The organism is Brachyspira hyodysenteriae ATCC 27164, assembly GCF_001676785.2.
Taxonomy (GTDB): domain Bacteria; phylum Spirochaetota; class Brachyspiria; order Brachyspirales; family Brachyspiraceae; genus Brachyspira; species Brachyspira hyodysenteriae.
Genome location: NZ_CP015910.2, coordinates 1,601,657 through 1,618,829, shown reverse-complemented (window position 1 = coordinate 1,618,829; position 17,173 = coordinate 1,601,657). Strand labels below are relative to the sequence as shown.

Below are 17,173 nucleotides of genomic sequence, written 5' to 3'. Positions count from 1 at the left end.
TAGGAATAAACATGTTAATTACAATATTTGCATTATTTATATTATTACAAAGTAATGTATTCGGATATATAGATCCTGGTACAGGAAGTTTACTTTTTTCAGCACTTTTTGGAATAATAGGAACACTTTTCTTTTTATCCAAAGCTCTTTTGATAAAATTAAAAACTATGTCATTTTCTAAAAATAAATCCATAGATACAGAAGCTTCTAAAAAGGCTAGAATAATAATTTATGGTGAAGATAAAAGATATTGTAATGTATTTAAGCCTATTATAGAAGAGTTAATAAAATTAGAAATACCTGTAATATACTATAGTTCAAGTGAAGATGATCCTATATTTGAAATAAAGAATGATTTACTTCATACAGAGTTTATTGGTGTTGGCAATATGGCTTATGCTAAGTTGAATTTTATAGAAGCAGATATTTGTTTAATGACAACTCCTAATTTGGATGTGTTTCAATTAAAACGCTCTAAAGGTGTAAAGAAGTATGTGCATATATTTCATGCCCCAAATGAAGCTGCTATGTATTGTTTATATTCTTTAGATTTTTTTGATGCTGCATTATTAAGCGGAGAAAATCAGATAGCTGATATAAGAGAACTAGAAGAAACTAGAGGAACCAAAGTAAAAGAATTAGAAATTATAGGAAGTCCTTATTTAGATGAACTTAATAAAAAGAAAGAAGAAGCTTTAAAGTCTATTACTAAAGTAGAAAATAAAAAAACTGTTTTAATAGCTCCTTCTTGGGGTATGAATGGACTTCTTACAAGATTTGGAGAAAAAGTAATAGATCCTATTTTAGAAAACGGATATTATGTTATTATACGTCCTCATCCTCAATCTAGTATAGTAGAAAAAGATATGCTTGAAAGATTAAAAAATAAATATAAGGATAACTCTAATATAGAATGGGATTTTAATAGAGATAATATTTATTCATTATCAAGGGCTGATGTTATGATATCTGATTTTTCAGGAGTAATATTAGATTATGCTTTTCTTTTTGAGAAACCTACTATAATACCTAGTTTTACTTTTGATAAAAGAGGTTATGATGCTGTTGAATTAAAAGAAGAATCATGGACATTAAAAACTTTACCTAAAATAACAGTTTCTTTAGATGAGAATAATTTTGTTAATATATCAAATATAGTAAATGATACCATAAATAATACTTCATTAAAAGATAATATTTTGAAGGCAAAGGATGAAGCTTACAAATGCAGAGGTGAGGCCGCTAAAAATGGAGCTTTAGTTTTAAGTAAAATGCTTGAGGAATTAAATTAATAATTTGTGTTAAAGGAATTTATATTTATGAAAGCTATAATACTTGCAGCTGGAAAAGGAACTAGATTATATCCTTTTACTTTAAAAAAACCAAAACCATTATTTAAAGTTAATGGTGAGGCTCTTCTAGAAAAAAATATAGCATTTTTACATTCTAATAATATATATGATATTACAATAGTTACAGGATATATGAATGAATCATTTGATTATTATGTAGATAAATATAATTTGAAAAAAGTAGTATCTAATGTGTACGATAAAAAAAATAGCAGTAGTTCACTTAATTTAGTAAGGGATATTCTTGATGATTCTTTAATTATTAATGCAGATATTTATATAAAAGAAAATATTTTTAAATATATAAAACCAAATGTTTCTCAAATAATATCTAAACAGATAGTAAAAGGTGAAGAAGATGGATATATATCAAGAGATTCAGACGACAGAATTATTAAAGTTATTAAGAAATCTACTTCTGGATATGGTGATACAGGAATGATGTATTTAGTAGGTGATATGGCTAAAGCAGTATCAGAAAGGTTACCATTTGCAAAAGATGAAGAATTTTGGGAAGATATAGTTTATAGTTTAATTGATGATTATCCTTTATATTTAACTAAAATACCTAATTTTATAGTTGAAATAGATTCAGCAAAAGATGCTATATTAGAAGGATTAATGACAAGAGAAGATATTATTAATGCATGTGATAATGATGATGATTTATTAAATAAATTAAGTGAAGTATTGAAATATTAAAATTATTTCATAAATTATAATGAATGTGTAATTATAATTTTTAGTTATTATGATTTAGCTTTTTTATTTTTCTTAGTAAAATAGTTGATATTAATATTCCTAGTATTGAAAAGCATGCCATTATAAAAAATATAATATTATAGCCTTTTATACTGTTATTGTTATCCAATATATATCCATATAAAGTGTAAATAAAGCTTCTAGGAAAATATCCTATCATACATGCTACAGACATAGCAGTACCTGTTATTTCTTTGGGAACTTTTATTTCATTTATTGGGGCAAAATATATGGCTCTCATAGAAAATATAATTATTCCATAGCTTAATGTTAATATCATACCTAGATAAAAATATTTGTTCATATGTTCATGCGGTAATAGTATGAATGTTATAATTGTTATTGCTGACAATATAAATGCGATTCTAATATATCTAGTTGGTGATTTAAATATTCTATCAGAACATATTCCTCCAGTTGGACTTCCTATTATTTTTAATCCATATTGATTAATAATTCCATAAATTCCTAGAAATTTTAATGGTACCCCATATATATCTTTTAAAAATGGTATGAAGTATGTTATACCGCAGTACACGGAATATACAGAGAATATAGTTAAAGAAACAAGCCATATTTCTTTATTTTTTAATACTTTTATAATTCCATTTAATACGACTCTATCTTTGGAAATTTTATTACCATGTTCATCTTCTAGTTTGATTGAATCATTTTCAAGTAAAAAATATGATAAAATTCCAGCTATCATAACAGTTATTGAAAAAAATATGATTGTACTTCTTAATGCTAAAGCATTTGAACCTAATAATATAAATATTCTAAGACCAATGAAAGCAACAGAAACATCTACAATACCTCTTCCAAGTTCTAAAAAACTGAATAGTCTTCCCTGTTCATTATCTCTTCCTAATAATCTAATAGATTTTAATATTACAGGCCAAGATATAACTTCAGCGAATAAAGAAAATAATCCCCAAGCTATTAAAATTCCAATATAATTTGGAAATGTAGCTAGATAAAAACCTGTTAATGAAACCCCAATAAGACCGAATGGAACTAGAATTTTTTTTGAAAACCTATCTGATATGTAAATTGATAATGAGTTTCCAAATGCTTGTACTATACCATATATTGACATAGCTAAACCAATTTGTGTGTGTGTTACATTCATATATTCCTGCATAGGAACATAAAAACCATCTTTTAAATAGGCAGCTTTAGTGAATGTTCCTGCTCCTAATACCAATATAGAAAATGTTATCCATTTTTTTTTTTATTTATATTTTTCAATTTGATTTACCTATAAAATTATTTTCAGTGAAAATTTAATTAATGTTAGTGCAGTATGTATAAATATTTTTTATACAGTTTTGAAGTATATATTTAATTTTATTTTTGTCAATTATAATTTATATTAAATGAACTAATATAAATTTTAATAGATAATTTTTCTTGGAATAAATAATTATATTTTGAATTTTATTCATAATATTACTAAATAATTAAAAAGTACAGAATATTATAAAATTATTATATATATACGTATTTTTTATAAAAAATAATATAAAATTATTTGATAATATAATTGATTTTTGATATAATATGAAAAATTTTCATTATTAAGGAAAATATTTTATGAAAGCTATAATACTTGCAGCCGGTAGAGGCACAAGACTTTTGCCTATGACTTTAGTAAAACCTAAGCCATTATTAGAGATACATGGAAAAACTATATTAGAAAATGCTATCGATATACTTAGAGAAGGCGGTGTAGATGATATTACTGTTGTTACAGGCTATAAACATGAATTATTTGATCCTTTACAAAAAAAGCTTGGGTTTAAAAAGGTAGTATCTACAGATTTTGCTTCTAAAAATAGCAGTGCTTCATTAAAATTGGTAAAAGATGAAATTACTAATGGTACCATAATAATGAATGGAGATTTATATATAAAAAAATCTTTTTTTGAATATATAAAACCTAATGAATGTCAATTCTTATCACAAGAAATTAATAATGTTATAGTTTGGGAATATATTGTTGATGAAGAAAAAAAGCTTATAAAGATTATTAAAGATGCTACTAGCGGAAGATATGGTGAGACAGGAATTGCCTATTTTGCTGGTAAATATGTTGATACTATAAAAGAAGAACTTGATAATTGTACAGATGATGAATATTGGGAATATGCTGTTTTTAGAGCATTGAATAGAATAGACTTTTATATCAGTGAGGCAGAAGATATTGTAACAGAAGTTGATTCTTTCAAAGATGCAATCATGACTAATACATTAACTTTTGAAGATATCGCTAAACAATGTTCTGATAATGGTGAAGCGATTAGATTAAAAGGACTTACTAATTATAATTATAAAATAACTTTTAATGGTGATAAAAAAGTAATAAGGATTCCTGGATTAGGTACAGAAAAGTTTATTGACAGACCAGCAGAAAAACATATTATGTCATTAGTTTCTGAAGATATTGCTCCTAAAAGTATGTTCTTTGATTATGATATTAAAATAACTAATTATTTAGATGGATATAAAGATTTAGAATTTGATGATATAGATGAAAAGTTTTTATCTCTTTTTATGAAAAGATTAGAACAGCTGCATCAAATTAAATTAAAGGATAATCCTGGATTTGTACCATTACTTATGTTTAATAAAATAAAAAAATATGAAGAATTAGTACCTATAAGTTTGGTTACAGAAAAAGAAAAAGAATTTATTCATAAAGCAGCAAAAGAATTAGATAAAGATGAAAAGGTATTATGTCATTTAGATTTATTATTTGGCAATATATTGTATAATGGAAATGATGTAAAGATAATAGATTTTGAATATTCTGGTTTTACTTCTAATTATTTAGATATAGCTAGTTTTGTATGTGAATCTGATATTGATGATGAAAGACGTCTTAAATTATTAAAATCATATAATGGTTTAGATGATACTAGAGTGAGAAAAGCACAAATTATACATAATTATATATGGTCTTTATGGGGAATTATGAATAAATCTTATGAGTATATGAGATATCATATATCCGGACTTCATAAAAATTTATCCTATTTTCATTTTAATTAAACTGAATTTATAGGATATAATTATGAGTATAAATGAAATAATACTATATTTGATGATTATATTTATGGTCATTGGAGCTATAGATAAAATTATTGGCAATAAATTTGGCCTTGGAGAACAGTTTGAAGCTGGGTTCAATGCTATGGGAGCTTTGGCTTTATCTATGATTGGTATTATATGTCTTGCTCCTGTAATAGCAGCATTATTAAAACCGATTATCATTCCAATATATACTGCTTTAGGTGCAGACCCTTCAATGTTTGCAACAACAATACTTGCTAATGATATGGGCGGTGCTCCTTTAGCATTAGAGTTTGCTCAGGATATAAATGCCGGAAAATTTTCAGCTTTTATAGTTGGAGCTATGATGGGACCTACTATAGTTTTTAGTATACCTGTTGCTATTGGTATTATTAATAAAGAAGATCATAAATATTTAGCTTTAGGAATAGCCTCTGGTATGATTACTATACCTATAGGTGCTTTTGTTGGCGGACTTGCTGCAGGGTATGGAATCATATTTTTAATAAAAAATCTTATACCAATAATTATAGTATCAATATTTCTTGCTTTAGGATTAATATTTATAAGAGATATTCTAATAAAAATATTTGATTTGTTTTCTAAATTTTTAGTTATATTAATTACTATAGGTTTAGTTCTTGCTGTGATAGAAGCATTAACAGGAATTCAAATAATAAAATTTACTATAGATAATAAAACAGTTACAATGTCTCCTATATCTGATGCTGTAACTACAGTTGCAAGTATAGCTTTTGTTTTGGCAGGTGCTTTTCCGCTTGTATTTGTACTTACTAAAGTGGCATCAAAACCTTTGGAAGCTGTTGGTAAAAAATTAGGTATGAATGATATAGGTGCGGCTGGTTTGGTTGCAACTCTTGCTAATAATATACCTATGTTTAATATAATGAAAGATATGAATAATCAGGCAAAAATTATAAATTGTGCTTTTGCCGTTAGTGCTGCTTTTACATTTGGAGATCATTTAGGATTTACTGCAGGTTACGCTGGAGGAGAATATAGAAATATGATATTTCCTATGATAGTAGCAAAATTGGTAGGAGGTATAACAGCTATAATTGTAGCTTATTTTGTATCTAAAATGGTTCTAAAAAATGATAATTGATTAAAGAAGAAATATATGATTAATAATAACCGCATTCAAAATTTAATAATTTTTTTTATGATATTTTTATCCAATATAGGAAATATTATAAAGTTTAATAAATTAATTTATTGAGAGTATCTTTATGTTTTTTGATATGCTTTATAATATTACAATATATCCTATAGAATTCATAATAGAAATATTATACTACTTGTTTAATAATGAATTTAGATCAAGCAGCGGTATTAGTTTATTTTTACTCAGTTTATGTATCAATTTTTTATCTCTGCCTTTATATAACATAGCAGAATCTTGGCAGACTAAAGAAAGAGCTATTCAAGATAAAATGAAGCCTATGATAGATAATATTAAGGCTGTATATAAAGGAGATCAGAGATATTTATTAATAAGAACCTGTCAGAGAATAAATGGTTATAAAACAATATATGCTTTTCGAGGTACATTAGGGCTTTTAATACAGATACCGTTTTTTATAGCAGCATATAATTTTGTGCATAGTTTAACTGGATTAAATGGTCAGAGCTTTTTATTTATTAAAGATTTATCTAAACCAGATGCTTTAATAAAGATTGGAAATATTAGTATAAATTTACTTCCTTTTTTGATGACTTTATTTAGTTTGCTTGCAGGTTTCGTATATGCTAGGAAATTAAAGTTAAAAGAGAGCTTACCATTATATGCAGTTTCATTAATATTTTTAGTATTATTATATACTTCTCCATCAGGACTTTTATTTTATTGGACTATTAACTGTTTATTCTCATTTATAAAGAATATTATAATAGAGTTTAAGTTGTATGAAGTTTTAGTAAAAAATAAATTTAAATTATTAAAGGCATATAATGTATTTTTTATATTTATAACAGTTTTATTTAGTTTATTATTAATATTAGCTAATGTTGAAAGAAAATGTTATTTAGGAGATTTTAATTTTATACAAAATAGAAATAATAATTATGCATATTTTGCTAAGGTTAAATATTATAGCAAAATATTTATTAATAGTGATTTATTTACATTTCAAGGTAATACAGATAAATTACCAGATATAGTAGATAGTGTATATTTTAGAGGAACTTCTACTATATTTGTGAATGTTGATTTAAAAGATAAAATAGAAAATATAGATGAGAATGTAGAATTATATTATAGACTTTCTCCTAAAAATTATTCTATTAATATATATACATTTTTATTAATATTCACTATTATAATCAATATTGGAAATATTTATAATTTTATTTTTTATAATAAAGAAAATTTAAAATTTATATTTGAAACTAATACTCATAAATTAATGTTATTGTCTTCTTCATTAATAACTATATTATCCGGTATTTTTATACCATCTTCATTGATAGGTGCATCTCCTCAGGAATTTAATACACCTTTTTATTTTATATTAAATAATTTTGTAGTTTCTATTGGTATTTTCTTTTTTTATCCAATGTTCTTATATATTTTATTTTCTAAAAAGATAAAAAATTATTTAACATTGATATTTTTATTTATATCCATTTTGTTTTTAATAGATACTTTTATTATGACAGGAAATTATGTTAATATTAATGCTGACTTTATATTTGATGATACAAGTTATTTGTTAGCATCTATGAAAGATATATTTTTTAATATTTTATATATGTTAATATTTGTTAGCATATTTATTATTATTTTAAGAATTAAAAAAATAAATATTATTCTCAATATTTACTTAATATTAATATTGGTTTTGATTTTTATATCTGCCTATGATGCTTCTAAAATATATAAATTACATACAAAGTCAGATGATACTTATAATAATCAAAATATAAATGATTTATTTACTTTATCAAAGAACGGAGAAAATATTTTTGTATTTATATTAGATAGGGCTATACCATCATATTGGATAGATGCTTTAGAAAGATTTCCTGAATATAAGAAACAACTAGATGGTTTTGTTCTTTATCCAAATACAGTATCTTTTTCTGATTATACGGCAACTATAGCATCACTTTATGGCGGATATGATTATTTACCATATGAGTTATCTGTTGATGGTACTAATAATTTAGTTGATAAACATAATGAGGCTTTATTAACAATACCGCTGTCTTTAGAAAATTATGGTTATAAGTCTGTATTGCTTGATCCAGTTTATGCAAATTTTTATGATATTCCTGATTTAAGTATATTTAAGGATTATACTAATATTTCAGCATATAATGATAATGCTGTGTATAGTTATAGTTTAAGTAAATATTTAGGAGGAGATAGTTTCGATATATCTGAATTTTCTATTTTTGATAAAAAGAACAAATTTATAAGATTCTCTTTATTTAGAATGATGCCTATTAATTTAAGATATGATTTTTATAGCGATAAAAATTGGTTTTTACCATACATTTCTAAATTTTCTATTAATTCCAGTATATACAATTATGCAATGCTTTCTGCTACAAAAGATTTTGTTAATATAAAAGAAGATGGTAATTATTATAATATAATGCATAATATGATGACACATGAACAGCAGTTTTTTAATTCAGATTATTTGCCTGGTTATTCTACTACACCAATACCAGAAGAGGATTTATATATTTATAAGGATGAAAATAGTGCCAGACATTTTTATGTAAATGTATCTGCTATAAATATTTTGATTGATTTTATAAATTTCTTAAAGGAAAATCAGGTTTATGATAATACAAAGATAATAGTTGTATCAGATCATGGCAGAAAAGTTAATACAGAATTTTTTACTAATGAAAACATGAAATTTGCTACTTGGTATAATGCTTTACTTTTATATAAAGATTTCAATAGTAAAGGTAATATAGAAATAAATACTAACTTTATGACTATAGCGGATACTCCATATTTAGCAGTAAAACATATAGATGGTGTAAAAAACACTTTTAACAATAAACTAATAACAAATGATTATAAAACAAATGGTATGTATATAATAGAGCTTAATGATTGGGAAATAAAATCTCAATTGAAGTATTCATATAATTTTAATTATTTCTACTATGTAAAGAATAATATATTTGATTCAAATAATTGGAAAAAATTTGAAATGGACTGGAATACTAAAGAATCAAAAGAAATAGAATTAAAATAAATAAAGGAAGTTTTGAAATAACCGATAATTTTGACGAATAAATTTATATATCGCAAGGAGGCGTTAAAATTATGGGAGTCAAAAAGTATTTCTTTTTATTGCTAGTCTTATTAGCTATGAATAGTATATATGCATTTGCAAATCAAAATATTATAAGAGTACAATTAACAGATGTAAAAGCACCATATACTATTAATATCAAAGGACCATATAAAGCATACAATTATAAATATGAAAGTGAAATTATATCTGCTCTTACCAATGAAACTGTAATGGTAGTTGAAAACAGATTAGGATTAAAAGTTAATGAAGTAGGAGTTTATAAAGAAGGTATAGTATTTGAAACTCAGGATGGATTTACTTTAAATGGTATTGAATATTATGGTTCTTTAATGTTTATTCCATATAATGATACAATGATAGTTGTTAATGAACTTAATATTGAAGATTATGTTAAAGGAGTACTTCCTCATGAAATGTCTCCTGATTGGCCTATGGAAGCTTTAAAAGCTCAGGCAGTAGCAGCTAGAACTTATGCTATGTATCATATATTAAAAAATGCTAATAAACTTCCTTTTGATGTTGATAATACTACAAAATATCAAGTTTATAATGGTAAAGAAAAAATGAATTGGTCTGTAGAACAGGCAGTTGATAGAACTAGATATGAGATTGCTGTTTATAAAGGAAAAGTTATAGCTACATATTTCAGTGCTTTATGCGGCGGACATACTGATAGTGCTGAAAATGTATTTGGTGTTGCTGTTCCTTATTTGGGCGGTGTTGCTTGTCCTTACTGCAATGCTCAGATTAAGCCTTGGACTAATGCTTTGAGTTATAATGAGCTTAATAATGATTTAGCTAATTATTCTGTACATGCTACTGAAAAATCTTCTATAGGTATAAGTACTGATCCTAAATCTGGAAAAGCTACTAATATAAAAATAGATAATAATGATATTACTTCAAGAGATTTCAGAACTACTCTTTCTCCTAGATTAGTACCTTCACTTAACTTCACTATTAAAAAAGTTGATAACGGTATTATAATCACTGGAAAAGGAAGTGGACATGGAGTAGGTATGTGTCAGTGGGGTGCTTACGGTATGGCACAAGTAAAAAAAGATTATAAAGAGATTTTAAAATTCTATTATAACGGAGTTGATATCGTAGATTATAATAGAGTTAATAAAGAGTTTGAACCCGATGTATGGGGAAATTAATTTAGTATAAATACCATAAAAAATAAAAGGCCTATATTGATATTAAATATAGGCCTTTTTTATTATTAAATTTATTTCTTTGTAAGATTGTATAAAAATTTTAATGATTTTATATTTTTATCATAAGGCGGATATCTGGTATCAATTTCAAAACTATAACCTTTATTTAGAATAGTTGTTTCTTTTGAAAAACATTTAAAGCTATCATAGCCATGATACTGTCCTATACCGCTATTGCCGATTCCTCCGAAAGGTGCATTAGGATTAAGTATCTGACTTATAGTATCATTAACAGCACAGCATCCGTAACTCATTTTCTCTATAAAGTAATAATTAAAAGCAATATCCTCTGAAAATACATACATAGCAAGAGGCTTTGAACAAACTTTATTTATTATATCTCTTGCTTCTTCTTTTGTTTTGTAATATAGTATTGGGAAAACACTTCCGAATATTTCATCTTTAATTATATTAGTTTCTAAATCTTTAGGTTCTACTATTGTAATGGAAATAGATAAATTATTATCATTGTATTCACCGCCGTAAATTATTTTTCCGTCATTCAAATATGATTTTATTCTTTTATAATGATTTTCATTTATAATTCTATGCAGTTTTCTTTCTTTATTGAATAATTCTATTTCTTTACTGAATGCAGTTAGAAATTTTTCTTTTAAATCTTCTCTTAATAATATATAATCAGGAGATATACAAGTTTGACCGGAGTTTAAAAATTTACCCCATATAATTCTTTTTACAGCTTTATTAAAATTATTTCCTTTTATATCATCTATTATTACAGGTGATTTTCCTCCAAGCTCTAAAGTTACAGAAGTGAGAAACTCTGAAGCATTTGCCATGATAATTTTTCCAACTCTTGGAGAGCCTGTAAAGAAAATTTTATCATATTCTATTTTTGTTGTACTTTCCGGAGGCACAGTTTTATCTATAACTGCAATATACTCTTCATCAAATGTATTTTTTATTGAATCATAAATTACATCATAAACGCAAGGAGTTAATTGAGAAGGTGCTATTATAGCGGTATTTCCTGCACCTATTGCTCCTACAAGCGGAAGAAAAGTTAATTGAACAGGATAATTCCAAGGCGATATTATCAATGATACCCCAAATGGCTTATTTATAACCATTGTCTTAGCATCCATTGTTATCATGTTCTTTTTTACTTTTTTATGATGCATCCATCTTCTTAAATTTTTTATGAATAGATTAATTTCTTCTATAACCATATAAAATTCTGAAGCTATAGCCTCAAACTCGCATTTTTGCATGTCTTTGTATAATGCATCTATAAAATCTTTTTCATATTTTATTAACATTGATTTTAATTTTTTTAATTGTTCTATTCTGAAATTATATGATAAAGTTTTTGATGTTTGAAAGAATTTTTTTTGTTTATCTCTTAATTCTATTAAATCCATTTTATATATTTCTCCATAATTTGTTTATAGTTAATATACAAAAATATTGATAAATTACTATTATTTTTTATGATTAATATATTGAATTGATTTGCAAAAAATTGTAAAAATAATAAAATAAAATTTATATATAAAAAATTATATTTGGGTTTTGTGTAAATGAAAAATAAAGCTTTTAAAAGATTCATATTATTTATTATTTGTTTTGCTGTTATTATTGCTGTAATTGCCTCTATGCTTACCGCACAGGATATTTCATTAAAAAATAAAATCACTTCAAAAAATAAAATGAATTATGGCACTGCATTAGAATTATATAATAGAGAAAAATATTTAGAAGCATATAATCAATTTACTAATATAATGAATAGAGATGAGGATGCAATCATCAAAGATTATATTATATATTATGGAGCTAAAAGTGCTTTAAGTACCAATATGTATGATGAAGCTATAGATTTGTATTCATTATTAATGAAAGAATATACAAATTCGCCGCTATATGCTTATGCTGAACAGTATAAAGCATTAGCCGAGTTTTATAGAGATGATTATCCTGTGAGCAACTTTTTTAATAGTAGGAAACAAAATTGGATTAAAGAATTTGTAGGTATTAGAGCTTTAAGAAATACTGATGATACTAATAAAGCTAAGATGATAGCTTATGAACTTATAACTAAATTGTCAAATACTGAGGCTATTATTTATTATAATGATAATTATGAAGATGAAATATTTTTATTTGATAATGGTTTAAAATATAAGGCTGCTTCAGTACTTTATGAGTCAGGATTTAAAAAATCTGCATTAAAGCATTTTGAATATTTATACTCTAATAATTATAATAAGGGAAATTCAACTTATTATATGGCTAGAATAAATGAATCAGAAGGAAATAGGGAAGAAGCAGCTAAATTGTATGATGAATATTTAACTAATGCTAATAATAAAACATATAGAAAAATGGGGCTTTACTATTCCGCAGGTAATTATGCTAAATTGACAAATAATGCTAAATCAATGGAATTATATAATACATTTTTGAAAGAGTACCCAAGAGATGATTATGTTCCTAGAATATATAATAATTTTGTTAATACAAGTTTAAATAAAAATAATTTAGTTCAGGCGAAAGTTTATTTAACTAATGTTATGAATAAATTTCCAAATAGCTGGCAGACTGAATTGGCATTAAAATCATATTTGAGAAAAGCATTTAAATTAAAAAATAAAACTGAAACTTATTTTGCAACTTCAGCATTAGAGAAAAGATATACAAAATTCAGACATGATTTTCCATTGTCTTGGAGCATGTGGAGTGCAGAAGAATTTGGAGATACTGAAAAAAGAGATGAATATTTAATGAAAACACTTCTTACAAGTAAAAATCATTATTTTGTAAAAGGTGCTTTGACTTTAGCTAATGATGATATGATTAAAAATGTTGAAATCAGCAATACTTATTATTTTGATGAAGCTAAAAAATATTACACTGATTCAAATTATACTAAATCTATGGAAATGCTTGATAAGGTGCAATTTTTAAATTATATTGCTACTGGAAAAGAAGATGATTTTATGAAATCAGTTAGAGATATGGCTAAAAATATTCTTATGCAAAATGATTTTGTAAAAGAGCTATATTCAAATAAAACTGATTATAGTTTATTTAATGAATTATCATTACAAACTACTAATGAAGTTGATAGATCAATATTGTTATACTGTTATGGCGATTATGATAATGCATACACAGAATATGATAAAATATTTAAGAAAGCTGAAAAAGTAAATTATCCATTATTTTATTTTGCTGAAAAGATTTTTAAAGATTCAGGAAATACTAAAAGGCTTATGCAGATATCTGTTAATATAGGAAAATACTTTGATTATTCTTATACTTATAATACAGATTTGCTTCCTGATGAGTTTAGAAAAATGGTTTATCCTAGATATTTTGATGAGTATGTTCTTCCAGAGGCAAAGCATTATAAAATAGATCCATTATTTGTATATGCTATAATGCGTGAGGAAAGTACATTTGATCCAAAGGCTAAATCTTGGGTTGGGGCTATGGGACTTATGCAGTTAATGCCTGCTACAGCTGCAGAGCAAAATAGAAATCCTAGATACAGATACGATCCATTAGATTTAACCGATCCTAAACAAAACATTAATATAGGTATCGGACATTTAAGCTGGTTATTTAAAAATGAAAATGCAAGCAACTATATAATAGTGGCGGCAAGTTACAATGCAGGTTCAGGACGCGGAAAAAGATGGAAGTCCGAATATGGTACTAATAATATGTATCGTACAGGAAGATTCATCGATATTGAAGAAACTGAATATTATGTAGAGAAAGTTATTAATAGTTATGAACATTACAGTAAATATTATCAAGATTAATATGTAATTATTTTATAAACATATTTGAAATATACTGAAAATTTTTAAGTTTGTTAAAAAAGCAATTTTAAATTTATGTTTTGTGGGGACTAGCCCCCACTCCCCCAGTTCTTTTTGTGGCCAAAAGAACAAAAAAGACTGCATTTTTACTTTAAATTCAGGTTATATCCTATATTTAATAAGTATTTTTTAATATAAAGTTATAGCAATTGCGTTTTTTGCAACTTTTTTGTGCGGCAAAAAAGTTGATAATTATATATAAAGTGCATCGATTGACAAACTTAAAAATTTTCAGTATATAATCGAAATGTAAAATTTATTTGCAAAAAATCAAAAAAGTAATACAATAATAGCTGCTATATAAAAACTATTTCAGGCTTATATTAAATGAAAAATACTATTTTAAAAATTTTTAATAAAAGAGTTTTAATATTTACACTTTGTTTTGAAATCATTGTTATTGTAATGACATCCATGTTGGGTGCTCAGGATATATCATTACAAAAGAATATTATATCAAAAAATAAAATCAATTATGGTACGGCATTAGAACTTCATAATAGAGGAAAATATTTAGAAGCATACAATCAATTTACAAATATTATGAATACAGAAGATGATATGATCATTAGAGATTATACTATATATTACGGAGCTAAAAGTGCTTTGCTAACTAATATGTATAATGAAGCAATAGATTTATATGCCTTACTAATGAAAGAATATCCGCGTTCATCATTATATCCTTATGCAGAGCAATATAAGGCTCTTACTGAGTTTTATAGAGATGATTATCCTATAAGCAATTTTTTTAATGGTAAATCTCAAAAATGGATTAAAGAATTTGTTGGAATAAGAGCTTTAAGAGATACTGATGATACCAATAAGGCTAGAATGATAGCTTATGAACTTTTAAACAGATTCGGATTAAGCGAAGCTGCTATATATTATAATAATAATTTCCCTGAAGATATTTCATCTTTTCCAAATAATTTAAAATTTAAAACAGCAACCATACTTTATGAAGCAGGATATAGAAAAGCATCTTTAAAGCATTTTCAGTATTTATATGATAATAATGCTTATAAAGCAAGTTCTACATATTATATGGCTAGAATTAAACAGAAGTCTGGAGACAGAAGAGATGCTGCGGCTTTATTCGATGAGTATTTATCAAATCTTAACAATAAATCTCATAGAAGATTAGGTCTTTACTATTCTGCAGATAATTATAATAGATTAAAAAATTATGAAAAATCAATAGAACTTTATAATACTTTTTTGAAAGAATATCCTAGAGATGATTATGTTCCTAGAATATATAATAGTTTTGTTACTTTGAGTTTGAATAGAAATAATTTAGTTCAGGCAAAAACTTATCTTACTAATGTAATGAAGAGATTTCCTAAAAGCAGATATACAGAGCTTGCATTAAAATCATATTTAAGAAAGGCATTCAAATTAAATAATAAAACAGAAACTTATTTTGCTACTAAGGCTTTAGAAGCAAGATATCCTAGTTTCAGACATGATTTTGCATTATCTTGGAATATGTGGACTGCTGAAGAGTTTGGAGATATTGAAAAAAGAGATGAATATTTAATGAAAACACTTCTTACAAGTAAAAGCCATTATTTTATAAAAGGTGCTTTGAGTCTTGCCAATAATGAAATGATAGCTAATGTTCAGCTTAGCAATACTTATTATTTAAATGAAGCTAAAAGATATTATGCTGATTCTAATTTTACTAAATCTATGCAGATGCTTAATAAGATACAATTTTTAAATTATATTGCTACAGGTAAAGAAGATAATATAACAAGAGAGGCTAGGGCATTGGCTAAAAATATTCTTATGCATAATAGATTTGTAAAAGATTTATACGCTAATAGAAGCGAGGATGATTTATTTAATGAATTATCACTTCAGACTAGAAGAGAAGTTAATAAAGCAATAATATTATACTATTATGGCGATTATGATAATGCATATACTGAATTCGATAAAATATTTAAAAAGACACAGGTAACATATCCTTTATTTTATTTTGCTGAAAAAATATTTAAAGATTCAGGAAATACAAAAAGGCTTATACAAGTATCAGCAAATATAGGAAAATATTTTGGATATCCTTACAGTGATAATGTTGATTTGCTTCCTGATGAGTTTAGAAAGAGAGTTTATCCTAGATATTTTGATGAATATGTTGTACCTGAAGCTAAATATTATAAAATAGAGCCTGCTTTTGTATATGCTATAATGCGTGAAGAAAGTTTATTTGATCCTAAAGCTAAATCTTGGGTTGGAGCTATGGGACTTATGCAGTTAATGCCTACAACAGCAGCAGCTGAAAATAAAAAGGCAAGATATAGATATAATCCTTTAGATTTAACAGATCCTAAGCAGAATATTAATTTAGGAGTTTCTCATTTAGGCTGGTTATTCAGCAGTCAAAAGGCTAGCAATTATATATTAGTAGCAGCAAGTTATAATGCAGGTTCAGGACGCGGAAGAAGATGGAAAGCAGAGTATGGTACTAATAATATGTATCGTACAGGAAGATTCATTGATATTGAAGAAACTGAATATTATGTAGAGAGAGTTATTAAAAGCTATGAATATTACAGCAAGTATTATAAGGACTGACAATATTAATGCTTTATAACTTT

At 25.5% G+C, this 17,173-nt stretch carries 10 protein-coding genes; 8 read left to right on the top strand and 2 right to left on the bottom strand.

Translation table 11 applies throughout. The features are described 5' to 3' along the window. Window positions 1-11 precede the first annotated feature (11 nt). Both BHYOB78_RS07045 and BHYOB78_RS07040 read left to right on the top strand, forming a co-directional pair. Entirely contained in the window at window positions 12-1,292 is a 1,281-nt protein-coding gene (locus tag BHYOB78_RS07045) for a CDP-glycerol--glycerophosphate glycerophosphotransferase (RefSeq protein ID WP_020063644.1), read from the top strand. Window positions 1,293-1,319: 27 nt separating this feature from the next. Continuing rightward, on the top strand, window positions 1,320-2,054 hold the full coding sequence (locus tag BHYOB78_RS07040) for a sugar phosphate nucleotidyltransferase (protein WP_020063643.1): 735 nt from the start codon (window positions 1,320-1,322) through the stop codon (window positions 2,052-2,054). Window positions 2,055-2,094: 40 nt separating this feature from the next. On the opposite strand, the gene BHYOB78_RS07035 is transcribed toward BHYOB78_RS07040, so the two are convergent. After that, a complete protein-coding gene (locus BHYOB78_RS07035; protein WP_020063642.1) occupies window positions 2,095-3,321 on the bottom strand; it encodes an MFS transporter in 1,227 nt (408 codons plus the stop codon). A gap of 389 nt (window positions 3,322-3,710) precedes the next feature. Here BHYOB78_RS07035 and BHYOB78_RS07030 point away from each other — a divergent pair, with 389 nt between their 5' ends. The 4 genes from BHYOB78_RS07030 to BHYOB78_RS07015 all read left to right on the top strand — a co-directional run bounded on the left by BHYOB78_RS07030 (window position 3,711) and on the right by BHYOB78_RS07015 (window position 10,653). Next, complete coding sequence (locus tag BHYOB78_RS07030) at window positions 3,711-5,168, top strand: sugar phosphate nucleotidyltransferase (protein ID WP_020063641.1); 1,458 nt, start codon at window positions 3,711-3,713, stop codon at window positions 5,166-5,168. A 22-nt stretch (window positions 5,169-5,190) separates the two neighbouring features. Beyond that, window positions 5,191-6,315: an ethanolamine utilization protein EutH gene (locus BHYOB78_RS07025; RefSeq protein ID WP_012670118.1), complete on the top strand. Its 1,125-nt coding sequence runs from the start codon at window positions 5,191-5,193 to the stop codon at window positions 6,313-6,315. Between the two features lie 124 nt (window positions 6,316-6,439). Next, window positions 6,440-9,430, top strand: coding sequence for a YidC/Oxa1 family membrane protein insertase (locus BHYOB78_RS07020; protein ID WP_020063640.1), 2,991 nt, complete (start codon window positions 6,440-6,442; stop codon window positions 9,428-9,430). A 116-nt stretch (window positions 9,431-9,546) separates the two neighbouring features. Continuing rightward, window positions 9,547-10,653 (top strand): SpoIID/LytB domain-containing protein, encoded by a 1,107-nt coding sequence (locus BHYOB78_RS07015; RefSeq protein ID WP_012670116.1) that lies wholly within the window; start codon window positions 9,547-9,549, stop codon window positions 10,651-10,653. A gap of 71 nt (window positions 10,654-10,724) precedes the next feature. Here the strand turns inward: BHYOB78_RS07015 and BHYOB78_RS07010 are convergent, their stop codons facing one another. Next, window positions 10,725-12,095 (bottom strand): aldehyde dehydrogenase family protein, encoded by a 1,371-nt coding sequence (locus BHYOB78_RS07010; protein ID WP_012670115.1) that lies wholly within the window; start codon window positions 12,093-12,095, stop codon window positions 10,725-10,727. A 159-nt stretch (window positions 12,096-12,254) separates the two neighbouring features. Here BHYOB78_RS07010 and BHYOB78_RS07005 point away from each other — a divergent pair, with 159 nt between their 5' ends. Together BHYOB78_RS07005 and BHYOB78_RS07000 are read left to right on the top strand one after the other, a co-directional pair. Next, on the top strand, window positions 12,255-14,504 hold the full coding sequence (locus BHYOB78_RS07005; protein ID WP_020063638.1) for a lytic transglycosylase domain-containing protein: 2,250 nt from the start codon (window positions 12,255-12,257) through the stop codon (window positions 14,502-14,504). Window positions 14,505-14,891: 387 nt separating this feature from the next. Continuing rightward, on the top strand, window positions 14,892-17,150 hold the full coding sequence (locus tag BHYOB78_RS07000; RefSeq protein WP_020063637.1) for a lytic transglycosylase domain-containing protein: 2,259 nt from the start codon (window positions 14,892-14,894) through the stop codon (window positions 17,148-17,150). The last annotated feature ends 23 nt before the right edge of the window (window positions 17,151-17,173 follow it).

What these genes read in the sequence shown, in the direction of transcription:
- BHYOB78_RS07045 (WP_020063644.1), top strand. Translation starts at nt 12, where the DNA reads ATGTTAATTACAATATTTGCATTATTTATATTATTACAAAGTAATGTA.
- BHYOB78_RS07040 (WP_020063643.1), top strand. Translation starts at nt 1,320, where the DNA reads ATGAAAGCTATAATACTTGCAGCTGGAAAAGGAACTAGATTATATCCT.
- BHYOB78_RS07030 (WP_020063641.1), top strand. Translation starts at nt 3,711, where the DNA reads ATGAAAGCTATAATACTTGCAGCCGGTAGAGGCACAAGACTTTTGCCT.
- BHYOB78_RS07025 (WP_012670118.1), top strand. Translation starts at nt 5,191, where the DNA reads ATGAGTATAAATGAAATAATACTATATTTGATGATTATATTTATGGTC.
- BHYOB78_RS07020 (WP_020063640.1), top strand. Translation starts at nt 6,440, where the DNA reads ATGTTTTTTGATATGCTTTATAATATTACAATATATCCTATAGAATTC.
- BHYOB78_RS07015 (WP_012670116.1), top strand. Translation starts at nt 9,547, where the DNA reads ATGAATAGTATATATGCATTTGCAAATCAAAATATTATAAGAGTACAA.
- BHYOB78_RS07010 (WP_012670115.1), bottom strand. Translation starts at nt 12,095, where the DNA reads ATGGATTTAATAGAATTAAGAGATAAACAAAAAAAATTCTTTCAAACA.
- BHYOB78_RS07005 (WP_020063638.1), top strand. Translation starts at nt 12,255, where the DNA reads ATGAAAAATAAAGCTTTTAAAAGATTCATATTATTTATTATTTGTTTT.
- BHYOB78_RS07000 (WP_020063637.1), top strand. Translation starts at nt 14,892, where the DNA reads ATGAAAAATACTATTTTAAAAATTTTTAATAAAAGAGTTTTAATATTT.